The 20,093-nt window shown below is 63.5% G+C and carries 22 protein-coding genes and 1 other RNA gene; 7 read left to right on the top strand and 16 right to left on the bottom strand.

Annotation, left to right across the window (positions count from 1 at the left end):
• Positions 1 to 52: 52 nt before the first annotated feature.
• The 9 genes from FHS84_RS16745 to tkt form a co-directional block, all read right to left on the bottom strand.
• Positions 53 to 859, bottom strand: a complete 807-nt coding sequence (locus FHS84_RS16745) for an inositol monophosphatase family protein (protein ID WP_166936448.1) — start codon at positions 857 to 859, stop codon at positions 53 to 55.
• A 22-nt stretch (positions 860 to 881) separates the two neighbouring features.
• Positions 882 to 1,451, bottom strand: a complete 570-nt coding sequence (gene efp, locus FHS84_RS16750) for an elongation factor P (RefSeq protein ID WP_166936450.1) — start codon at positions 1,449 to 1,451, stop codon at positions 882 to 884.
• A 115-nt stretch (positions 1,452 to 1,566) separates the two neighbouring features.
• Entirely contained in the window at positions 1,567 to 2,727 is a 1,161-nt protein-coding gene (locus FHS84_RS16755; RefSeq protein ID WP_166936452.1) for a glycosyltransferase 87 family protein, read from the bottom strand.
• 156 nt (positions 2,728 to 2,883) lie between these two features.
• Positions 2,884 to 3,960: a class II fructose-bisphosphate aldolase gene (gene fbaA, locus FHS84_RS16760; protein ID WP_166936454.1), complete on the bottom strand. Its 1,077-nt coding sequence runs from the start codon at positions 3,958 to 3,960 to the stop codon at positions 2,884 to 2,886.
• An 84-nt stretch (positions 3,961 to 4,044) separates the two neighbouring features.
• Entirely contained in the window at positions 4,045 to 4,665 is a 621-nt protein-coding gene (gene thiE / locus FHS84_RS16765; RefSeq protein WP_166936456.1) for a thiamine phosphate synthase, read from the bottom strand.
• 144 nt (positions 4,666 to 4,809) lie between these two features.
• A complete protein-coding gene (locus FHS84_RS16770) occupies positions 4,810 to 5,727 on the bottom strand; it encodes a class I fructose-bisphosphate aldolase (RefSeq protein ID WP_208393921.1) in 918 nt (305 codons plus the stop codon).
• Positions 5,728 to 5,822: 95 nt separating this feature from the next.
• Positions 5,823 to 7,022 (bottom strand): phosphoglycerate kinase, encoded by a 1,200-nt coding sequence (locus FHS84_RS16775; RefSeq protein ID WP_166936460.1) that lies wholly within the window; start codon positions 7,020 to 7,022, stop codon positions 5,823 to 5,825.
• Between the two features lie 160 nt (positions 7,023 to 7,182).
• Entirely contained in the window at positions 7,183 to 8,190 is a 1,008-nt protein-coding gene (gene gap, locus FHS84_RS16780; RefSeq protein WP_166936462.1) for a type I glyceraldehyde-3-phosphate dehydrogenase, read from the bottom strand.
• Positions 8,191 to 8,242: 52 nt separating this feature from the next.
• The gene (gene tkt, locus FHS84_RS16785) at positions 8,243 to 10,237 is read right to left on the bottom strand and encodes a transketolase (protein WP_166936464.1); all 1,995 of its coding nucleotides are present in this window, start codon (positions 10,235 to 10,237) and stop codon (positions 8,243 to 8,245) included.
• A 475-nt stretch (positions 10,238 to 10,712) separates the two neighbouring features.
• On the opposite strand from tkt, the gene FHS84_RS16790 reads away from it, so the two are divergent.
• Together FHS84_RS16790 and FHS84_RS16795 are read left to right on the top strand one after the other, a co-directional pair.
• Positions 10,713 to 10,976 carry a DUF4164 family protein gene (locus FHS84_RS16790; protein WP_166936466.1) on the top strand — a complete coding sequence of 88 codons (264 nt, stop codon included), beginning with the start codon at positions 10,713 to 10,715 and terminating at the stop codon, positions 10,974 to 10,976.
• 117 nt (positions 10,977 to 11,093) lie between these two features.
• Entirely contained in the window at positions 11,094 to 11,453 is a 360-nt protein-coding gene (locus FHS84_RS16795) for a cell division protein ZapA (RefSeq protein WP_166936468.1), read from the top strand.
• Between the two features lie 34 nt (positions 11,454 to 11,487).
• Here FHS84_RS16795 and FHS84_RS16800 read toward each other — a convergent pair whose 3' ends face one another.
• The 3 genes from FHS84_RS16800 to FHS84_RS16810 form a co-directional block, all read right to left on the bottom strand.
• A complete protein-coding gene (locus tag FHS84_RS16800; RefSeq protein WP_166936471.1) occupies positions 11,488 to 11,898 on the bottom strand; it encodes a GFA family protein in 411 nt (136 codons plus the stop codon).
• Positions 11,899 to 12,127: 229 nt separating this feature from the next.
• Positions 12,128 to 12,859 carry a hypothetical protein gene (locus tag FHS84_RS16805; protein ID WP_166936473.1) on the bottom strand — a complete coding sequence of 244 codons (732 nt, stop codon included), beginning with the start codon at positions 12,857 to 12,859 and terminating at the stop codon, positions 12,128 to 12,130.
• A gap of 95 nt (positions 12,860 to 12,954) precedes the next feature.
• Complete coding sequence (locus FHS84_RS16810) at positions 12,955 to 13,416, bottom strand: MarR family winged helix-turn-helix transcriptional regulator (protein ID WP_166936475.1); 462 nt, start codon at positions 13,414 to 13,416, stop codon at positions 12,955 to 12,957.
• Positions 13,417 to 13,509: 93 nt separating this feature from the next.
• Between FHS84_RS16810 and FHS84_RS16815 the strand changes: the two genes are divergently transcribed.
• The 3 genes from FHS84_RS16815 to FHS84_RS16825 all read left to right on the top strand — a co-directional run bounded on the left by FHS84_RS16815 (position 13,510) and on the right by FHS84_RS16825 (position 15,316).
• Entirely contained in the window at positions 13,510 to 14,460 is a 951-nt protein-coding gene (locus FHS84_RS16815) for a hypothetical protein (protein ID WP_166936477.1), read from the top strand.
• An 83-nt stretch (positions 14,461 to 14,543) separates the two neighbouring features.
• A non-coding RNA gene (gene ssrS, locus FHS84_RS16820) (6S RNA) lies at positions 14,544 to 14,700 on the top strand.
• 58 nt (positions 14,701 to 14,758) lie between these two features.
• Positions 14,759 to 15,316: a 5-formyltetrahydrofolate cyclo-ligase gene (locus tag FHS84_RS16825; RefSeq protein WP_166936493.1), complete on the top strand. Its 558-nt coding sequence runs from the start codon at positions 14,759 to 14,761 to the stop codon at positions 15,314 to 15,316.
• Positions 15,317 to 15,319: 3 nt separating this feature from the next.
• Here the strand turns inward: FHS84_RS16825 and FHS84_RS16830 are convergent, their stop codons facing one another.
• Together FHS84_RS16830 and FHS84_RS16835 are read right to left on the bottom strand one after the other, a co-directional pair.
• Positions 15,320 to 15,892, bottom strand: coding sequence for an HAD family hydrolase (locus tag FHS84_RS16830; RefSeq protein WP_166936495.1), 573 nt, complete (start codon positions 15,890 to 15,892; stop codon positions 15,320 to 15,322).
• 28 nt (positions 15,893 to 15,920) lie between these two features.
• Positions 15,921 to 16,595: a methyltransferase family protein gene (locus FHS84_RS16835; RefSeq protein WP_166936497.1), complete on the bottom strand. Its 675-nt coding sequence runs from the start codon at positions 16,593 to 16,595 to the stop codon at positions 15,921 to 15,923.
• 63 nt (positions 16,596 to 16,658) lie between these two features.
• On the opposite strand from FHS84_RS16835, the gene FHS84_RS16840 reads away from it, so the two are divergent.
• Complete coding sequence (locus FHS84_RS16840; protein WP_166936500.1) at positions 16,659 to 17,471, top strand: TIGR00282 family metallophosphoesterase; 813 nt, start codon at positions 16,659 to 16,661, stop codon at positions 17,469 to 17,471.
• 68 nt (positions 17,472 to 17,539) lie between these two features.
• Entirely contained in the window at positions 17,540 to 18,565 is a 1,026-nt protein-coding gene (locus FHS84_RS16845; RefSeq protein ID WP_166936503.1) for an aldo/keto reductase, read from the top strand.
• Positions 18,566 to 18,740: 175 nt separating this feature from the next.
• Here FHS84_RS16845 and ahpD read toward each other — a convergent pair whose 3' ends face one another.
• Both ahpD and FHS84_RS16855 read right to left on the bottom strand, forming a co-directional pair.
• Positions 18,741 to 19,289, bottom strand: a complete 549-nt coding sequence (ahpD, locus tag FHS84_RS16850; RefSeq protein ID WP_166936505.1) for an alkylhydroperoxidase, AhpD family — start codon at positions 19,287 to 19,289, stop codon at positions 18,741 to 18,743.
• 138 nt (positions 19,290 to 19,427) lie between these two features.
• Complete coding sequence (locus FHS84_RS16855) at positions 19,428 to 19,964, bottom strand: redoxin domain-containing protein (RefSeq protein WP_166936507.1); 537 nt, start codon at positions 19,962 to 19,964, stop codon at positions 19,428 to 19,430.
• Between the last annotated feature and the right edge of the window lie 129 nt (positions 19,965 to 20,093).

Consider the following 20,093-nt stretch of genomic DNA (forward strand, 5'->3'; position numbering starts at 1 on the left):
CAGCCGATCCTCTCGGTGCGGAAGATAACCATAGTCACGTCCACGTCGCGCCTCAACTGAATGGATTTTGAAGAATCGCCATCAGCTGGGGATGCAGGGTCTCGTTGGTGGCCAGAACGTCGCCGTTCGAGAACGGGTCGGACGAGCCGTTGAGATTGGTAACCAGCCCGCCGGCTTCGCGCACCAGGAGGATACCGGCGGCAATGTCCCAGGGATTGAGGCCGCGTTCCCAGAACGCGTCAAAACGTCCCGCCGCGGTAAACGCGAGGTCGAGCGAGGCCGCGCCGCAGCGCCGGATGCCCGAAGTGCGCGAGACGATCGCCTTCACTTCGGCGAGGCTGCGTTCGCGTTCTTCGTCGGTGCCGCGGGCCATGTAGGGAATGCCCGTGGCCATCAGGGTTTCGGGCAGGCTCTTGCGGGCGGCGACGCGCAGCCGCTTGTCGTTGAGGTAGGCGCCATGGCCCTTCTCGGCAACGTAGAGTTCATCCGAGATCGGATTGTAGATCACCGCCGACTGCAACTGGCCCTCGCGCTCGAGCGCGATCGAGATGGCGAAGATCGGCACGCCGTGAAGGAAATTGGTGGTGCCGTCGATCGGATCGATGATGAAGCGATGGGTCTTGTCCGGGCCTTCGCGAAAACCGCCTTCCTCGCCGAGGAAGCCGTAGCCGGGACGGGCCTTGGTCAGTTCTTCGTAGAGGATGCGCTCGGTGCGCTCGTCGGCATTGGAGACGAAATCCGCCGGTCCCTTGTGGCTGACCTGCAGGTTTTCGAGTTCGCCGAAATCGCGGATCAGGGGGCGCGCAGCCTTGCGGGCGGCGGCGACCATGACGTTGAGAGCGGGAGAAAGATAAGGCATCACGAATTCCTTCAGACGGGCTTCAGATTTCGGCCCGTTTCACATAGCTGCCGTCTTCGGTGGAGACGACGACTTTGGTGCCCGCATCGATGAACGGCGGCACCTGGATCTTGAGGCCGTTTTCGAGCATCGCGCTCTTGTAGGACGGCGCAGCGGTGCCGCCGCGCAGCACCGGATCGGCCTCGGTAACGGTGAGCACGACCTGCAGCGGCATCTGCACGCCGATCGGACGGCCCTCGTAGCTCGTCACCATGACCTTCATGCCGTCGGTGAGGAACTGGGCGCGCTCGCCGACGAAATCCTTTTGCAGTTCGATCTGCTCGTAGGTGTCGGTGTCCATGAACACCAGCATTTCGCCTTCGGCATAGAGGAACTGATAGTCTTTCTTCTCGAAATAGACTTCATCGACGGTCTCGTCCGAGCGGAAACGCTGGTTCAGCTTGGTGCCGGTGATGATGTTCTTGAGCTCGACCTGGTTGTAGGCGCCGCCCTTGCCGGGCTTGACGGCCTGGGTTTTCACCGCGATCCACAAGCCGCCGTCGAACTCGACGAGCGTGCCCGGACGGATTTCATTACCGGCGATCTTGGCCATGGAATTTCCTCGTTTTCTGGCGGTCGGTCTCGTTCGAGACCGGACCTCCGGGATCGCTCTCGGCGCGATGATTTCAGGTCGTGAGAAAGAGCGCGCGGGTGATAGCAGGGATGCCCTAAGAGGGCAATTGCGGCCGCGCCAGGACCGCCAGCCGGATCAGGAACAGGGCCAAAACCGGGGCTGCGGCAGGGAGCATCAGGTCGCCCAGGACGAGCATGGTAACCGGCAGCGTCCACACCGCCAGGAGCAATACCCGGTCGCCCCAGGCGGGTAATCGCGGCCACAGCATGGCGACGAGCCAGCCGAACACCACCATGTCGTAGGCGAAGGCGTAGGGGCTGACGACGACCGAGGCCGTCAGCAGCACCCCGGCCGACAGCAGCGGGTCGCGCCTTTTGGCGAAGGTCCATATCACCGCGGCGAGCGCCAGCACCGTGAACGGGGTCTGCACCATCCAGGCGGTGGCGTTGGAGGCGCCCAGCATGCGCGCGTGCATGAAACCGGTCGGCATCATGGAAAGGAAGCCGGTGCCGGTATCGAGCACGCCGCGCTGGACCGGAACCACCAGGCGGAAATACTCGCTCCAGATGTCGGCGCCGAAGGCGAGGGCGGTCGCGGCGATCAGAACCACCACCGTGACGGTCGCCGCCGCAAACACGCGCCAGCGTCCCGAGAGCGCCAGCGCCAGCGGGAACAGCACCACGAGGTGCGGCTTGCACAGCATTACGCCGAGCAGCGCGCCGGCCAGGATCGGCCGCTCGTCGAGGAAGCGGAAAAACAGGATCAGGATCGCGGCGGTGAAGAAGCCGGTCTGGCCGCTGTGGAGATTGACCGCAATCGCGGGCGCCGCCGCCACGAACAACAGGAACTTCGCCGAACGGTGATGCGTCGCCGATGCGCCGAGATAGGCCGCAAGGCCCGCCAGCGACCACGCCGCCAACGCCGCCATATAAGGCAGAAAACCCAGCGGCCAGATGAACAAGAGCAGCGCCGGCGGATAAGACCAGTTGTGCGGCGGCATATGGCCGAGCACGGCCGTCAGCATCTGATTGTGCAGATCGACATTCAGAAGCGCATGAAGGTTCCCCGCGAGGACGGCGCGCGCGCCCATCCAGGTGTTGACGAAATCGCGGCCGATGACGTGGCCGTACTGATCGCGCGGCGGGTGCGACAGCGCCAGATAGGTGCCGACATAGAAGATCAGGGCGGCCAGCGCGATCAGCGCCACGACGAGGCCGGTACGGTCGCGCCTGTTCGCAAGCGTGGTTACCGGCACTCTTTCCTCCCCCCGCTATCCTTCCATTTTGCGGTTCGGATGGTACGGCACCGCGGGAAAGGAAAGAAGACTTGCCGGCCCGCCACGGCGAAAGCACGCACCCAACAAAAAAGGCGCCCCGGAAACCGGAGCGCCTTTCCAGAGTATCGGACGGCCTTACTGGGCGACCGACTTTCCGATCGAGCCGAGGTCCTGCATGCATTCTTCCAGGCGGGCGATGATGCCCAGCTCGCCGGCGCGCAGCCACTTGCGCGGATCGTAGAGCTTCTTGTACGGCGTGTGGGTTTCCGGATCGACTTGGTACTTGAAGGCCTTCGGATTGGCGTCGACTTCCTTGCCGACTGCTTCGGCGAAGGCGAACTGCATGTCGGTGTCGATGTTCATCTTGAACACGCCGTAGCCGACCGCTTCCTTGATCAGGTGCTTTTCCGAGCCCGAGCCGCCGTGGAAGACGAGGTCGAGCGGGTTCTTGTTGAGGTCGTGCTTCTTGGCGACCAGATCCTGCGAGTTCTTGAGGATGATCGGGCGCAGCTTGACGTTGCCCGGCGCATAGACGCCGTGGACGTTGCCGAACGACGCGGCGACCGAGAAGTTGCCGATCGGCGACAACACTTCATAGGCGCGCAGCACGTCTTCCGGCTGGGTATAGAGCTTGGGATTGCCGACATCGCCTTCTTCGAGTTCGGCGCCGATGCCGTCTTCCTCGCCGCCGGTGACGCCGAGTTCGATTTCAAGGCTCATGCCGAGCGGGGCCAGGCGCTTCAGGATGCGGGCGCATTCCTTGAGGTTGTCTTCCAGCGGCTCGCTGGAGAGGTCGACCATGTGCGAGGAGTAGAGCGGCTTGCCGTGCTTCTCGAAATACTTCTCCGAGACGTCGATCAGGCCGTCGACCCACGGCAAGAGCTTGCGGTTGGCGTGGTCGGTGTGCAGCGCGACGCAGACGCCGTATTCCTCGGCGAGCAGATGGACGTGCTGGGCGATCGAGGTCGAGCCCGCAACGCGCGCGCGGTGCGCATCGGGAGCGCCTTCGCCGGCGAAGAAGCGGGCGCCGCCGTTCGACATCTGGATGATGACGTCGGACTTGTACTTGGCTGCGCCTTCGAGCACCGCGTTGAGGACGTTGGTGGAGACCACGTTCACGGCCGGAAGGGCATAACCCCCTTCTTTCGCGGCGGCGATCAGTTGGCGGTATTCCTTGCCGGTCACGACGCCGGGCTTCAGCTTGACGGTCATATCGTCCTCATCATCGTTTCGGGGCTTAAATAGCCGCGTGATTGCGGCAAAACAACGCCAGCGATGTGCGTCAAAGATAATCAGCTAAAACAAAGCATTAAAGGCCCGTACGGCGGCCGCGGGACCGTCCTTGTACGCCCAGATTCCGTTCGAAACGGCCAAAAAATCGGCACCGGCCGCGACCAGGGGCGGAGCGTTTTCGACTGTAATCCCACCGATCGCCACGCAGGGAACCGTCATCACTTCGGCCCACCACTGCAACACCTCGATTTCACACGATGTTTTCGGATCCTTGGTGGTGGTGGGGTAGAAGGCGCCGAAAGCGACGTAATCGGCCCCGGCCTCGCCCGCTTCCATCGCGAGGTGGCGCGAGTTGTGACAGGTAACACCAACGATGCGGTCTTTGCCGACCAGCCTACGGGCTTCTACGTATGGGGTGTCCTCTTGTCCGACGTGGACACCGTCCGCGCCGAGCTTGGCCGCCAGATCGGGCCGGTCGTTGAGGATGAACGCGACATCATGGCTTTGGGCGATGGGCATCAGCACATCCGCCGCCCGCGCGATCTCGTCCTCCGGAACATCCTTGAGGCGAAGCTGCAGGCAGGCGACGTCGCCGGCATCGAGCGCGGCTTTCAGCGTCTCGGCGAACGGCTTGGGGTCCAGCGAGGGCGGGGTGATGATGTAAAGGCGGCAGGGTGTGGTCATGCGTTTCTTTTACCTCCCCCTTGTGGGGAGGTCCAATTTGCGCATTTCAAATCACCTCCCCCTTGTGGGGAGGTCGGAGAGCGAAGCGATCCGGGGTGGGGGACGGTGCAATCACATACTCCGGCCCCCATAATGGGGAGGTGATTAGGACCGATACACGTCCACCAAAGCGCCCAGCAGTTTCATCGCGTCATCCTTCGACCGCTGGAAAGAATTGCGGCCGATGATCGAGCCGTTGCCGCCGCCGGCTTTGATCGCCTTGGCCTGCTCGATGATGCCGGCCTCGTCCGCCTTGGCGCCGCCCGAGAACACCACGATCCGCCGTCCGCCGAGCGCGGCTTTCATGATCAGCTTGATGCGGTCGGTCAGGGTTGCGATCGGCACATTGCCCTTGTGATACAGCTCCTCGACATCGTGCGCTTCGACAAAACTGGTCGGCAGTTTCACTTTGATGATGTGCGCGCCGAGCAGAGCCGCCATCTGGGTCGCGTAGGTGGCGATATCGATCGCGGTTTCGCCTTCCTTGGTCAGATCCTCGCCGCGCGGGTAGGACCAGATCACCGTCGGCAGGCCGACGTCTTTGGCTTCGGCAACGAATTCGCGCGCGGTCTCGAACATGTCGTACGACTTGAGCGAGCCCGGATAGATGGTGAGGCCGACGGCTGAGCAGCCGAGCCGGAGCGCATCGTGCACCGTTGCGGTCACCGCCTGCGTCTTGGGGCCTTCTTTCGGATAGAGCAGGTTCGCAGAGTTCACTTTCAGGATCAGCGGAATGCGTCCGGCGAAGGTCGCTGCGCCCGCTTCCAGCATGCCGAGCGGCGAAGCAAACGCCGACAGGCCCGCGCCGATCGCGAGCTGGAAATGGTAATGCGGATCGTAGGCCGGCGGATTGGGCACGAAGCAGCGATCGGGGCCGTGCTCGAAGCCCTGATCGACCGGCAGGATCACGAGCTTGCCGGTGCCGCCAAGTTTGCCGTGGTAGAGCATCCTGGCGAGATTGGTCTTCACGCCCGGATTGTCGCTCTCGTACCAGCTCAGGATTTTCTCGACGGCATCACTCATCATCGCACCTCAAAAAGAAAGCCCCCGTTCCGGTGGGAACAGGGGCTCACTTTAAGACTCTCGCCCTTCGGTTGCGAAGAGCGAATTCTTGAAAGTTATTTCACGGCCAGCGCCACGACGCCGGGTAGTTCCAGGCCTTCCAGCCATTCGAGGAACGCGCCGCCCGCGGTCGAGACGTAACTGAACTTGTTGCCGACCTTGGCGGTGTTGAGCGCCGACACGGTGTCGCCGCCGCCCGCAACCGACAGGAGCTTGCCGGCCTGGGTGGCTTCCGCTACCGCGGTGGCCGCGCCGACCGTGCCCTTGTCGAACGGCGGGATTTCGAAGGCGCCGAACGGGCCGTTCCACACCACCGTCTTGGTGGTGGCGAGGATCTTCTTGAACTCTTCAATCGACGCCGGGCCGACGTCGAGCATCATTTCGTCGTCATGAATGTCATTGACCGAGGCGATCCGGCATTCGGCACCGGCCTTGAATTCCTTGGCCAACGCGGCGTCGACCGGCAGCACGATCTTTTTGCCGGCGGCCTTGGCGGCTTCGAGGGTCTTCAGTGCGGTCGGGAACTGATCGTCTTCCTTCAGCGACTTGCCGACCTTCGTGCCCTGAGCGGCCAGGAAGGTGTTGGCCATGGCGCCGCCGATGACGAGGATGTCGACGCGCTTCAGGAGGTTCTCGAGGACACCGATCTTCGAGGAGATCTTGGCGCCGCCGACGACCGCCATCACCGGACGCACCGGCTCTTCCAGCGCCTTCGACAGCGCGGTCAGTTCGGCCTGCATCGAACGGCCGGCGGCGTTCGGCAGCAGGTGGGCGACACCCTCGGTCGAGGCATGGGCGCGGTGGGCCGAGGAGAACGCGTCGTTGACATAGATATCGGCCAGCGCCGCCATCTGCTTGGCGAGTTCGGGATCGTTCTTCTCTTCGCCGGCATGGAAGCGGGTGTTTTCGAGCAGCAGGACTTCGCCGTCCTTCAGCTTGGCGACGGCGGCTTCGGCGACCGGGCCGACGCAGTCTTCGGCGAACGCAACCGGCTTGCCGACGATCTTCGCCAGCGGTTCGGCGACGGGCTTCAGGCTCATCGAGGGCACGACCTTGCCCTTCGGGCGGTCGAAGTGCGAGCAGACGATGACCTTGGCGCCCTTGGCGCAGAGATCGCGGATGGTGGGCGCCTGGCGCTCGATGCGGGTCGTCGAGGTGACGACGCCGTCCTTCATCGGCACGTTGAGGTCGGCGCGGACGAGCACGCGCTTGCCGGCGACGTCGAGGTCGTCGATGGTGCGGAACGTGGTGGCCATGGGAAGAGGTCCTTCTTGAATACGGCGGCCGTCAGGGCCTGCCAAGTGCTACAGGCACACCGTCATGGGCGTGCGGGACGAAAGAAAAAGGCGCGTGAAGCTGATGGAAGCCTCGCGCGCCCGAAAGGTAAGGGGCGCCGGAGCGCCCCTCGAATTACATTCAGATGAACTTCGCGAGGCAGAGGGCCGTGTCGACCATGCGGTTCGAGAAGCCCCACTCGTTGTCGTACCAGCTGTAGACCGCGGCCATGTTGCCTTCGATCACCTTGGTCTGCGGCGCCATGAAGGACGACGAGGCCGGGCAACCATTGAAGTCGCTCGAAACCAGCGGATCTTCGACGTAGTCGAGAATACCCTTCAGGAAGCCTTCCGACGCGGCCTTCATGGCGGCGTTGATCTCTTCCTTCGTGGCGTTCTTCTTGAGCACGACCTTGAGGTCGACCAGCGAAACGTTCGGGGTCGGGACGCGCACCGAGATGCCGTCCAGCTTGCCCTTCAGTTCCGGCAGCACGAGGCCGACGGCCTTGGCGGCGCCGGTCGAGGTCGGGATCATCGACAACGCCGCAGCGCGGGCGCGATAGAGATCCTTATGCAGCGTATCCAACGTCGGCTGGTCGCCGGTGTAGGAATGGATCGTGGTCATGATGCCCTTCTCGATGCCGAAGTTGTCGTTCAGCACCTTGGCGACCGGGGCAAGGCCGTTGGTCGTGCAGGAGGCATTCGACACGACCAGATGATCCTTGGTCAGCTTGTCGTGGTTGACGCCGTAGACGACCGTCAGGTCGGCGCCGTCCGACGGAGCGGAGACCAGCACGCGCTTGGCGCCGGCGGCGAGATGCATCGCGGCTTTCTCGCGGGCCGAGAAGATGCCCGTGCATTCCATCGCGATGTCGACACCGAGGTCTTTCCACGGCAGCTGGGTGGGATCCTTGATCGCCGTCACTTTGATCTTGTGACCGGCAACCGTCATGTAGTCGCCATCGACCGACACTTGCGCGTCGAGCCGGCCGTGCACCGAGTCGTACTTGAGAAGGTGCGCGTTGGTCGCGACCGGGCCGAGATCGTTGATCGCGACGACTTCGATGTCGCGGCGACCCGACTTGACGATAGAACGCAGTACCAACCGACCGATACGGCCGAAGCCGTTGATAGCAACACGAATTGCCATGTGTACCTCCTAGAATCCCTTCATTTGACAGCGCTGACTTAAGCTCGAAACATTACTGTTTCAATGCACTTTTTGCCGCCTCGGCCGCATGTTCGGCGGTAATGGCAAAGTGCTTGTAAACTTCTTTGGCCGGACCCGAGGCGCCGAAGCCCGACATGCCTACGAATTCGCCGTCCCGGCCGATGTAACGATCCCAACCGAACCGCAATCCTGCCTCAATTGCCACTTTTACGGTACCCGGTCCGAGCACGCTTTCACGGTATGTTGCGCTTTGTTGCTCGAACAGTTCCCAGCACGGCATCGAGACCACGCGGGCCGCGATTCCTTCGGCGGCGAGCAGGTCGCGCGCCTTGAACGCGACTTCGACTTCCGAGCCGGTTGCCATCAGCGTCACTTTCGCGTTCGGCGCGTCGGCCGCCACGTAACCGCCCTTGGCAGTCAGATTTTCTTCGGTGTGCTCGGTACGGAACGTCGCCATGTTCTGGCGCGACAGCACGAACACGCTCGGATGGTTCTTGTCGGCCAGCGCCGAGGCCCAGGCTTCGGCGGTTTCGACGACGTCGGCCGGGCGATAGACGCGAAGGCCCGGAATGGCACGCAGGCTGGCCACGTGTTCCACCGGCTGGTGGGTCGGGCCGTCTTCGCCGACGCCGATCGAGTCATGGGTGAAGACATAAAGGACGCGGATGCCCATCAGCGCCGACAGGCGGACGGAATGACGGCAGTAATCCGAGAACACCAGGAACGTGCCGGCGTACGGAACGATGCCGCCGTGCAGGGCGAGACCGTTGAGGCCCGCCGCCATGGCGTGCTCGCGAATGCCCCAATGGATATAGCGGCCGGAGAAATCGTCCGGCGTGATGTCCTTGAGGTCCTTGGTCTTGGTGTTGTTCGACGGCGTCAGGTCGGCCGAACCGCCGATGGTCAGGTTCCACGAGCCGTTGATCGCTTCGAGCGCCATTTCCGACGCCTTGCGAGTGGCGACGGCCGGCTTTTCTTCCGAGGCCTTCTTCTTCACGGCGTTCAGCGCGTCGATGGTCGCCTGCGGCAGGTCGGCCTTGAGGGCGGCTTCGAACTCGGCCTTCTTCGCCGAGGCGTTGAAGCGGGTGGCCCATTCCTTATGAGCGTCCTTGCCGCGCGTGCCGATGCTGCGCCATTCCTTGAGGATTTCGTCGGGGACGAAGAAGGGTTCGAGCGACGGCCAGCCGAGATTCTTCTTGGTGGCGAGCACTTCATCCGGGCCGAGCGGTTCGCCGTGGGCCTTGGAGGTGCCTTCCTTTTTGGGCGAGCCGAAGCCGATCTTGGTGCGGCAGGCGATCATCACCGGCTTGTCGGAATTCTGGGCCCATTCGAGGGCGGCAGCGACGTCGTCGGCGTTATGGCCATCGGCACGGCGGGTGGCCCAGCCGGCCGCTTCGAAGCGGGCGATCGGATCGGTCGAATCCGACAGCGAGGTGGCGCCGTCGATGGTGATGTGGTTGTCATCGTAGAGCACGATGAGCTTGTTCAGTTTCAGATGGCCGGCCAGCGTGATGGCTTCGTGGCTGATGCCTTCCATCAGGTCGCCGTCGCCGCAGAACACATAGGTCTTGTGGTTGACGAGTTCGTCGCCATAGCGGGCCGCCATGATGCGCTCGCCCATGGCGAAGCCGACGGCATTGGCCAGACCCTGGCCGAGCGGGCCAGTGGTGGTCTCGATGCCCGGCAGCATGCCGTATTCCGGATGGCCGGCGCAGTGGCTCGTGAGCTTGCGGAAGCCCTTAAGGTCGTCGAGGACGATCTTGGGATAGCCGTTCAGATAGAGCAGCGAATAGAGCAGCATCGAGCCGTGGCCGCCCGACAGGATGAAGCGGTCGCGATCCGGCCACTGCGGGTCGGCGGCGTCGAATTTCAGGAACTTCGAGAACAGCACGGTGGCGACATCGGCCATGCCCAGCGGCAGGCCGGGGTGACCGGAATTGGCGGCCTGGACGCCGTCCATGGCAAGGACGCGGATGGCGTTGGCAAGGAGGCGCGTATGGTCCTGGAAACTGGGAGTGCTGCTCATCGGGAGTACCTTCTCTGGTCGTCGTTTGGTGCCGTTCGGGCTGTTTATGGTAGCGTTACCGTAGCGGCCATTCTCTGAAATTCAACGTAAAACCGTCATGCCCGGTCCCGGATGCGACCGCAACTGCAACCATGCCGCCCCAAAAGGCGGATCGCCGGACTTCCGGCAACAGGCACTGACGGAGAACTTGTCAGACAAATACCAGTATTGGCCCGAAAGGCAAATCGGCCATTTGCGCGCGCACGACACCGGCGCGGCGCCGGATTTTTACCAAACCGGCCTCGTTCTTCCCACAGGAACTATCGGACTCCGCGTTGACCCCCGTTCGACGGCGTGGCTAAGGTCGGTTAAGGCCTTGACCGCGTTAGAGCGCATTCCGGAAAGGTGGGCCGTTAGCGACAGCGTAAGCCGCCGGTTTTTCCACCCGAAAAGCGCGATAGTTAATGGATTTGGCGTAGCGAACAGAGGAGGCGTCATGAGCAGATTGGAATTGGCCGCGGAGCGGCTGGCCAAGGCTCTGGCCGCGCTGGAAGAAGCGGCGGAACCGCTGGTCAAGGCGCGCGAATCCGCCGCGGCCGCCGAGGCCCGGATCGCCCATCTCGACTCGGAACGCGACGAACTGGTGGCGCGTGTTGCCGCTCTCGAAGAGGATGCCCGCTCTCTCACCGGTCTGACCGAGGAAGTGGAAGGCCGGCTCGACGGCGCCATCGCCGAAATCCGTGCCGCGCTCGGGAGATAGCTTTGGATGGCGGGGCTTCCTGGCCGACATCCTGGAAGCGCTTCGGACTCAAACTTGTCACTTCCGGCTGACACCGGCCGCTTGGAACGCTGATTTCGCTTCGATTCGGAGGTTTGCATGCCCCTCGTCAATGTGATGGTGAACGGACGGGCCTACACGATCGCCTGCGATGAAGGCGAAGAAGACCATCTGAAGGCGCTGGCGAGCGAAGTCGATTCCAAGGTCAGCGAGCTGCTCGGGTCGGTCGGCCAGGTCGGCGATCAGCGTCTGATCCTGATGGCCGCGCTCCTGCTCGCCGACGAACTGCACGTCGCCACCGCCCATCTCGAAACGGCCAAACAGGAACTCGCCGCCGCCAAGGCGGCGCAGGTCGAAGCCAGCGACCGGATGGAACACTCCGAAAGCATCGCCGCCGACGTGCTGGAGAACGCCGTCAAACGCATCGAAGACATCGCCGCGAAGCTGAAGGCGGCATAGGCATCACGTCCGAACGCCTATTTTGCCTGGCCGCTTAGTCGGGAATGAACCGCAGGTGGCCAATGATCCCCGCGCGGCCGCCATCGTTCGGATGATTGACGCCATCGACCACGGGAACGTCCGGAAAATCGAACGGGCTCACGCCGGCCAGGCACGCGACATTGACCCCGTATTGGGTCGGATCGGAGCGGCGGCGGTGGTGGGTATAGATGCCGCATTTTGAGCAAAAATAGTGTTCCGCCACGCCGGTGTTGAAGCGATAGAGCGTCAACGCCTCGGCGCCCGCGGTCACGACAAGGTCGTCGACCCGCGCCGAAACGGCAACGGCGCCGCGCATTCGGCAATACGAGCAGGTGCAGCGGCGTATGGACATGAACCCGTCGAGCAGCTTGACGGTGAAGCGCACTTGTCCGCAATGGCAGGCGCCGTCCAGGGTTTCGCTCATGGTTCGTGTCCTGTGCGCTTCTCGCCGGCCGGTGCCGGTTTTGAGGTTGATCCTTGTTCATACGCCGCCGAAGGCGCCATGTTCCAAAAGCGGTATCGGAACCGATTGGGGCAGGGCTATCGCGTCCGCTGCTACTCCTTCGGTGTCATCGCCAGCGACTGCGGGCGACCCAGGTCGCGTTGCTCCGCATTGGCCGCGAAAACAAAATCTTGTGGCGCGGAAGAGATCGCTATGGAATGGCTTTGTCGCGAAGTCTCGCCAACAGGTGGTCGGCCAACGCCTCGATCCTGTTCCGATCCGCACGGGCTTTGTCCACCGTCTGGATGCCGTTGAGATTGGCGGTCCCGGATTGGCAATAGCCGGGCAACGCCGCGAGTATTTCAGACTGCATGCCGGGATTGGTGTCGTCCCTTGGGGCAAACGTGCTTCCTGCCAGGCTCTTGTCGTTGAGTGCCACCCAGAAATAGTCTGTGCTGCCATCCAACACGACCCAATCGCTATCCATTGGGCGCACATCGCGCAGCATTCTGGTCCAGATTTCGATCAGCTTCTCGGCGATGTTGCGGTGCAGCCCGATCGTGCAGCGGCGCCCCCACGTTTTTTCCGGCGCCTTTCGTCCGGACGCGCGCGACCCTGCTGTTTCCATGCCTTTTTGTTCGCGTTGAAACATCTGAGCAACGGAGGATCGTTCGATGGCGATCAGAATGTACCGGCCGGAACGCTCTTCAAGTGCAACCGCGAAATCGGAGTGTGCGGCGCCGGGCACCCGGAACCCGCGCAGGCGAATGGTCGGCTGATAAAGTTCGGGATATTCGGATTTGCGCCAGAAAATTTTGGCGTTGCCATCCCACGGCTCCAGAGCGGTCGGGGCGCGAACTTCCAGACCGGATGGAACACCGGCCGCAGTCAAAGGCGTGGCAAAAATTGCAGCGGCAACGATAAGTCGTGTGAATCTGTTCATGTTGCCCCCTCGCGAAAATATGCGCGCTAGCGCAGCGCTGAGCAAGATCGCTTTGCGACAGTTTCTGCGGTGGCGTAAGGCATGTATACCAACATTCAGCGCACTCCTTCCGCCAAGCGCTGCAACAGGTCGACAAGCTGGCGCGTTTCGGCGGCGGTAAGAGGGGCGAGGAACTGGTCTTGCACCGCCTTCAAGGGCGGGCCGAGGCGGTGGAATTTGGCGGCGCCCTTCGCGGTCAGGCGGACGCAATGCGAGCGGCGGTCGGCGGGATTGGCGTCGCGCTTGACCCAGCCGCCGTCTTCCAAGGCATCGAGAAACAGCACCAGCGAAGACTTTTCGATCTGAGCGACCTCGCCCAGTTGCCGCTGGCTCATCGGGCCTTTGTCCGCCAGCGCGCCGAGGATCGCGAGTTGCCCGCCGTGCAGGCCGCTGCCTTCGATCGCCGCCATGACGCCCGCATAGAGTCGGCTTTGCGCCAGATGCAGCAGAAATCCGATGCTGGTCAGCGACGGGGTTTCCCGGCTGGGGCGGTCGGTGCGGGGGGCGGGCGGCGGCATGGGTAAATCGGTTACCATTAGATCGTCTAATAATAGACAATATCGGCCGCCGGCGCTAGTCTTCTGGCGAAAGTTCGCGAAAGGATGGCTGGAATGAAACGGATCGCGGCCGTGGTCACGCTGGCGTTGCTGTCGCCTCTGATCGCCGAATATCTGAGCGGCAGCCTGTCGCTGGCCGAGATCGCCGCGATGCCGGTGATGCTGGCGATGTACGGCGGCGGCGCGGTCTTGATCCGCGAAACCGTACGGCGCAGCGGCCGCGGCTGGCCGTCCATCCTGCTCCTGGGCCTGGCCTATGCGCTGGTGGAAGAGGGGATCGCCGACCAGTCGCTGTTCAATCCTAATTTCGAAGGTCTGCGCCTTCTCGATCCGGGCTTCCTCCCGGCCCTCGGCATCGGCGTGCCGTGGACGCTCTACGTCCTCGCCATCCACGTCATCTGGAGCATCATGGTGCCGATCGCGCTCGCCGAAAGTCTGTTCCCCAGCATTCGACGCGAGCCGTGGACGGGGCGGGTCGGCGTGGCTGTCGCCGCGTTTTTCTATGCCGGCGGCGTAGCGCTGATCACGCTGTTCTTCGCCAAGACATTCTTTGCGCCACCGGCCCAGATCGCGGCCTCGGCCGCTGCGGCCGTTGTCTTCGTGGTGGCCGCTTTCATGCTGCCGCGTCCCCAGCCGAAACCGGCAGGAGCAGGACCGCGCCCGTGGCTGGTGGGTGTCGCGAGTTTCGCCGCGACCTCCGCCTTCGTTCAGCTTTACGGGCTGGGCGTGCGCATCTGGCCGTGGCAGGCGGTGGCGCTCGGCATGGTGTTGCTGCTGGTCCTGATGCTCGCAGCGGTATTCGTTTCCCATCGCCGCTCCGGCTGGACGCCGGCACAGATCTACGCCGCCGCGGCAGGCGCGCTCCTCACTTATGGCTGGACCGGTTTCTTCACCGAGATCGCATTGCATGGACCGGCGATGTTGCCCGCGCACGCAGGTTTGGCCGCCGTAATGCTTGTGCTTCTGGTTATCGCCGGATTCACCAGTTGCGTGCGCAGGCCCTGATTTGTCCGTTTTCCTGCCTTTTTGAGAATTGGAACGATCCCGGCTTGTAGGAACGGGTGCGCACCCTTAAGTTCAGTCTTGGACAGGTACTGCCTCGTGCGTCAGGATAGCGATGCCCAGGGGCCTTAATGTTACTCACCGGGAGCTGTCCCTGACCGAGGCCGTGGCCTCGGACATATGGCGCCCACCTGCACTGCAGGCCCGTGAGGATCCAATTCCAACGGCGTTGGCGGTCCTGTCCGCTTCCCCCGAGAAAACGAAGGTTTCGGCGCCGTCCGCAGGAGGCTATCGTGCATTCATGATGGAAAAACGGGATTTGCGCCGTCTTGCTGAGGCGCATCGCAAGACGCTGGTCGTGCCGGGGCACGCCGCTGTGCTGGCGGAGTATGCGGAGGCCTTGGCGCTGACGCCCGGCGTCGTCGTTGCCGGTTACGCCGCCTTTCGCGACGAGGCCGATCCCAAAGCCTTGATGCTGGCGCTCGCCGCCCGCGGTCATGGACTGGCGCTTCCCGTCATGGTGGCGAAGGCGCAGCCGCTGCGGTTTCATGCCTGGTGCGAGACCGACGCCCTGGTCGAGCATCCCTACGGCGTCCGCGAGCCGCATCCCGATTGTCCGGTGGTGGTTCCCGACGTGCTGCTGGTACCGCTGCTGGCGTTCGACGCAGAAGGTTACCGGCTGGGCTATGGCGGCGGGTTCTACGACCGCACGCTGGAGGCGTTGCGCGCGGTGCGGCCGGTTTACGCCGTCGGCATCGCCTATGCCGGCCAGTTGCGCACCGACGTGCCGCACGGCGCGCACGACCAGCGTCTCGATGCGGTGCTGACCGAAAACGGGCTCAACCGATTTGGTTCGTGATGCTTACAGCGTGACGCCCGCGGCGAGAAGATCGCGCTTCAGCGTCTCGACGCCGGTGAACTGCGCCGCCTGCATCCCGACCCCGCGCGCCGCGCGGACATTGGCCGGATTGTCGTCGGTGAAGAAGCATTCCGACGGAGCAAGACCGAGCCGCCCGGTCATCAGCCGGTAAATCGCGGGGTTCGGCTTGGTGACGTGCTCTTCGCAACTGATGACCATCTCGTCGAACAGACGCGGCAGATCGTGCTTCTCCAGGATCTGGCGCAGGAACGGCCGCATCGCGTTCGAGAGCAGCGCCGTCCGGTAGCGCGTCTTCAGCCGTTCGATCAGTGCCACGACCTCGGGATCGATCTTCACGCAGGCCCAGAATTCGGCTTCGAGGGCGGCGGGCACCGCGCCGGTCAGCGCCGACAAATGATCCAGCACTTCGGCGAGGTCGATCTCGCCCAGGTCGGCGCGTTCCACCACGCTCGCCTTGTAGGCGACGGCCGCCTCCGCCGACATGTAGCGCGGCAACACGAAAGGCGTGATCTCGGAACAAATCACACCGAAAAAGTCGAAGACGATGGCTTGCATGAACTCTTCCCGTCTGGTGGCGCGGCGATTACCAGACAAATGGGACAAATCTGTAGCGCACCCTCGCCATATAGTCGCAGTAGCCGGGAAGCTCTCGCCGAAGCAAGCCTTCTTCGAACAATACCCGCACCCCGAGCACGAGGATCGGCAGCGGGATGCCGAGCAAACCCAGGCGCGAGCCCAGGGCCAGCGGAATGGCGGCGTAGGCGATGACCGCGGCGCTGTACATCGGATGGCGCACGAACCGGTAAGGCCCGGTAGAGATCACATGCTGGCCGCGCTCCGGTTGCGCCCGCACGATGGCGGTGGCGAAGGTGTTCTCGGCCATCACGCGGATGACGAGGGCGAACGCCAAAAGGACCAGCACTCCGCCGATCAGGTTGAGCCACAGCGGGCATTGGGCGGTGCCGTGCCAGCGCGCATCGAGCCCCATCGCGCCGATCCAGCCGAACAGCACGAGATTGGAGAGCGGCAACAGGATGCGATCGAAGGCCGGCTTGTCGCGACGGCCGCGTCCCATGCGCTCCTTGAGCAAAGCCGGATCGCGACGCGCCAGCCAGACCGACATCGCCGCGCCGCCGCCGAGAAGGGATCCGCACAAAACATAGGCGCCGGTCCAGGCCAAGGTTCCCGCCAGCCCGAACAACAGGCCCGCCAGCAAAGCGGTAATCGCGGCAAATTGCAGTATCAGTTTGGCGATCATGGCTCCCCCCGGTAATGGCCGCAAAAGGCTGGCTCGCGGCCTCTAATATGCTATGACGGCGCCATGCGCATTCTCTTTATCGGCGACATCATCGGCCGGCCCGGACGGGATGTGGTGGCGGCCGAACTGCCCCGGCTCAAGGATTTGTTGAAGCCCGACTTCGTGGTCGCCAACGGCGAGAACGCGGCCGGCGGTTTCGGCGTCACGCGCGCCATCGCCGACGATCTGTTCGGCGCCGGGGTCGATTGCCTCACCACCGGCAATCACTGGGCCGATCAGCGCGAGATTCTGACTTTCATCGACGACGAAGACCGCATCCTGCGTCCGCGCAATTATCCCGCCGGCGTGCCGGGCAAGGGCGCGGGGTTCTACGAGACCCGGTCCGGCCAGCATGTTCTGGTCGTCAACCTGATGGGCCGCGTCTTCATGGATGCGCTCGACGATCCGTTCGCCGCCGCCGAACATGAGCTCGGCGCCTGTCCGTTGGGCGAAGCCGCCGATGCGATCATCATCGACATGCACGCCGAAGCCACGTCGGAGAAAATGGCGATGGGTCACTTCTGCGACGGCCGCGCCTCCGCGGTGATCGGCACCCATTCGCATATCCCGACCGCCGACGCGCAGGTCTTGCCAGGCGGCACCGCCTATCTCACCGATGCCGGCGGCTGCTGCGACTACGATTCCGTCATCGGCATGGACAAATACGAGCCGGTGCAGCGCTTCATCCGCAAGATGCACGGCAGCCGCTTCACGCCGGCGATGGGCCCGGCGACGCTGTGCGGCGCCTTCGTCGAGACCAACGAAAAAGGCCTCGCCACCCGCATCGACATGATCCGCGTCGGCGGAAGGCTGCAGCAGGCACTGCCGGAACTCTAGGCGGCGTCCGGGATGACAGGTTGGGATCGCCGCGCTAACGTCGCGCGCGTTCTTGTGCGAGGCATCCCATGGAATACCGCTCTCTCGGCCGCTCCGGTTTGAAAGTTCCCGTGCTCACGCTCGGCACCGGCACGTTCGGCGGGGTCGGCGGATTTTCGTCGTGGGGAACCACCGGGCCCGAGGAAGCGCGCCGCCTCGTCGACATCTGCCTCGAATCCGGGCTCACGATGTTCGACAGCGCCGACATCTATTCGCGCGGCGAATCCGAGCGCGTGCTGGGGGCGGCGGTCGCCGGCCGGCGCGATTCCGTGCTGATCTCGACCAAGGTGACGTTTCCGACCGGTCGCGGCCCCAACGATTGCGGCTCCTCGCGTCACTATCTCATCCGCGCCGTCGAGGCCTCGCTGAAGCGTCTCGGCACCGATTACATCGACCTGTTGCAGCTCCACGGTTACGACGCCGAGACTCCGCACGAGGAGGTGCTGTCGACGCTCGACACCCTGATCAAGGCGGGCAAGCTGCGTTACATCGGCGTGTCGAATTTTTCCGGCTGGCATCTGATGAAGGCGCTCGGCGTCTCGGACCGTTACGGCTATGCGCGTTATGTGGCGCACCAAGCTTATTACTCGCTGGTCGGGCGCGATTACGAATGGGAGTTGATGCCGCTCGGACTTGCCGAGGGCGTCGGCGCGGTGGTGTGGAGCCCGCTCGGTTGGGGCCGCTTGACCGGCAAGATCCGCCGCGGCGCGCCGTTGCCGGAAACCAGCCGCCGCCGCGACCAGAAGCAGAACGACATCGGTCCGCATGTCGGCGACGAACACCTCTTCAAGGTGGTCGATGCGCTCGACGGCGTCGCGGCCGAGATCGGCAAGACGGTACCGCAGGTGGCCCTTAATTGGCTGTTGCAGCGGCCCGGCGTGGCGACGCTCATCATCGGCGCCCGCAACGAGCAGCAGCTGCGCGACAATCTCGGCGCAGTCGGCTGGGCGCTGACCAAGGATCAAATCGCCAGGCTCGATGCCGCCAGCGCGGTGATGCCGGCCTATCCCTATTGGCACCAGCGCCAGTTCTCCCGCAATCCGCCGCCGGTGTAGACGGATTCGTTCCTCCCCCGCGGATGCAAATGCACGCGCCGCACGATTTCGAAAGTGCGGGGAAGGTGGCGCCGCAGGCGACGGAGGGGGTGTGCGGGGCGCGCGACCAAAAAAAGAGCGCGGGAGGAGGAATCCCGCGCCTTCAGTTTCAACAGGCAGAGAAAAACAAAGAAACTCAGCCGCCTTGAGCCACGCTCGGCTCGGCGTCTTCGCCCTCGAGCACGGCAGCGACCGCATGCACGGTGGCGGCAATGCGTACCGCGGCCTGAACCTGTTCGGCGGTCATGCCGGCGTTGCGCAGCACCTTTTCATGGCTGTCGATGCAGACGCCGCAGCCGTTGATGGCGGAAACAGCGAGGCACCACAGCTCGAAATCGGCCTTGTCGACGCCGGGCTTGCCGATGACGTTCATGCGCAGCCGCGCCGGCAGCGTCTTGTAGTCCGGGGCGGAGGCAAGATGGGTGAAGCGGTAATAGATGTTGTTCATGCCCATGATCGCCGCGGCGGCGCGGGCGGCAGTCAGCGCTTCGGGCGCAAGCTTCGGCGCGAACTCGCTGAACAGGGCGTTGGTGGTCGTCTTGTTGCGGCTGGCGAGGGCGCAGGCGATGAAGGTGCCGGCGCGCTGCTGCTCGCTCAAGAGCGTCTCGGTGGCGAGGCTGGAGAGGTTGAGCTTCAGATCGCGCGCGTATTCGGGCAGCAGATCCTTCAGCGTTTCGATAGACATGGCGGGGTGACCTTGGTGCTGGGAGAAGGAAACCCCGCCGGCGTGGAGGGGGGGAGCGCCGGCGGGGCTCACTTTAGGGTCCGGCCGAAGGGAGGGGGGACATCAGCCATGACCCGCGAGTGTACAGTCGGCCTGAGATCAGGCCTTGATGACCTCTTCGCCCTTGTGCCAGTTGCAGGGGCAGAGTTCGTCCGTCTGCAGAGCATCGAGCACGCGCAGCACTTCCTGCGGATTGCGGCCGACGCTCATGTCGGTGACGTAGGCGAAGCGGATGATGCCTTCGGGATCGACGATGAAGGTCGCGCGCTTGGCGACGCCCGCTTCCTCATCGAGCACGCCGAGCGCGGTCGAGAGCTTGCGGTTGACGTCGGACAGCATGGCGAAGGGCAGATCCTTCAGGTCGGCGTGATTGTTGCGCCAGGCGAGGTGGACGAATTCGGAGTCGACCGATACGCCGTAGACGACGGTATCGCGATCCTTGAAGTCGCCGTTGACCTTGCCGAAGCCGGCGATCTCCGTGGGACATACGAAGGTGAAATCCTTCGGCCAGAAGAACACGACCTTCCACTTGCCGGCATCCGAAGCCTCGGTGAAATCGGCAAAGGCGGTCTTGGGATCGGTCGAAACGACGCCCTTCACGGAAAAAGCGGGAAACTTGTCGCCAACGGTCAGCACGGGGTATCTCCTTGAATGTCTCGGTGAGTGACTGCGCTTAAATTAGAATAACTCTAAACTGTTGTCAAAACCAAACTGACACCTGCGGCAATTTTGACCAATTCTAAATACAAGGCCTTGATTTTACTC

The sequence above is a fragment of the Rhizomicrobium electricum genome (assembly GCF_011762045.1).
Taxonomy (GTDB): Bacteria; Pseudomonadota; Alphaproteobacteria; order Micropepsales; family Micropepsaceae; genus Rhizomicrobium; species Rhizomicrobium electricum.

Bases quoted from the DNA above. Each gene is read 5' to 3' on its own strand.
- FHS84_RS16795 (WP_166936468.1), top strand. From the start codon at position 11,094: ATGCCCCTCGTCAATGTGATGGTGAACGGACGGGCCTACACGATCGCC.
- FHS84_RS16815 (WP_166936477.1), top strand. From the start codon at position 13,510: ATGAAACGGATCGCGGCCGTGGTCACGCTGGCGTTGCTGTCGCCTCTG.
- FHS84_RS16840 (WP_166936500.1), top strand. From the start codon at position 16,659: ATGCGCATTCTCTTTATCGGCGACATCATCGGCCGGCCCGGACGGGAT.
- FHS84_RS16830 (WP_166936495.1), bottom strand. From the start codon at position 15,892: ATGCAAGCCATCGTCTTCGACTTTTTCGGTGTGATTTGTTCCGAGATC.
- gap (WP_166936462.1), bottom strand. From the start codon at position 8,190: ATGGCAATTCGTGTTGCTATCAACGGCTTCGGCCGTATCGGTCGGTTG.
- FHS84_RS16810 (WP_166936475.1), bottom strand. From the start codon at position 13,416: ATGCCGCCGCCCGCCCCCCGCACCGACCGCCCCAGCCGGGAAACCCCG.
- FHS84_RS16775 (WP_166936460.1), bottom strand. From the start codon at position 7,022: ATGGCCACCACGTTCCGCACCATCGACGACCTCGACGTCGCCGGCAAG.
- efp (WP_166936450.1), bottom strand. From the start codon at position 1,451: ATGGCCAAGATCGCCGGTAATGAAATCCGTCCGGGCACGCTCGTCGAG.
- FHS84_RS16770 (WP_208393921.1), bottom strand. From the start codon at position 5,727: ATGAGTGATGCCGTCGAGAAAATCCTGAGCTGGTACGAGAGCGACAAT.
- fbaA (WP_166936454.1), bottom strand. From the start codon at position 3,960: ATGACCGTCAAGCTGAAGCCCGGCGTCGTGACCGGCAAGGAATACCGC.
- FHS84_RS16825 (WP_166936493.1), top strand. From the start codon at position 14,759: ATGATGGAAAAACGGGATTTGCGCCGTCTTGCTGAGGCGCATCGCAAG.
- FHS84_RS16805 (WP_166936473.1), bottom strand. From the start codon at position 12,859: ATGAACAGATTCACACGACTTATCGTTGCCGCTGCAATTTTTGCCACG.
- FHS84_RS16800 (WP_166936471.1), bottom strand. From the start codon at position 11,898: ATGAGCGAAACCCTGGACGGCGCCTGCCATTGCGGACAAGTGCGCTTC.
- FHS84_RS16845 (WP_166936503.1), top strand. From the start codon at position 17,540: ATGGAATACCGCTCTCTCGGCCGCTCCGGTTTGAAAGTTCCCGTGCTC.
- FHS84_RS16835 (WP_166936497.1), bottom strand. From the start codon at position 16,595: ATGATCGCCAAACTGATACTGCAATTTGCCGCGATTACCGCTTTGCTG.
- ahpD (WP_166936505.1), bottom strand. From the start codon at position 19,289: ATGTCTATCGAAACGCTGAAGGATCTGCTGCCCGAATACGCGCGCGAT.
- FHS84_RS16745 (WP_166936448.1), bottom strand. From the start codon at position 859: ATGCCTTATCTTTCTCCCGCTCTCAACGTCATGGTCGCCGCCGCCCGC.
- tkt (WP_166936464.1), bottom strand. From the start codon at position 10,237: ATGAGCAGCACTCCCAGTTTCCAGGACCATACGCGCCTCCTTGCCAAC.
- thiE (WP_166936456.1), bottom strand. From the start codon at position 4,665: ATGACCACACCCTGCCGCCTTTACATCATCACCCCGCCCTCGCTGGAC.
- FHS84_RS16790 (WP_166936466.1), top strand. From the start codon at position 10,713: ATGAGCAGATTGGAATTGGCCGCGGAGCGGCTGGCCAAGGCTCTGGCC.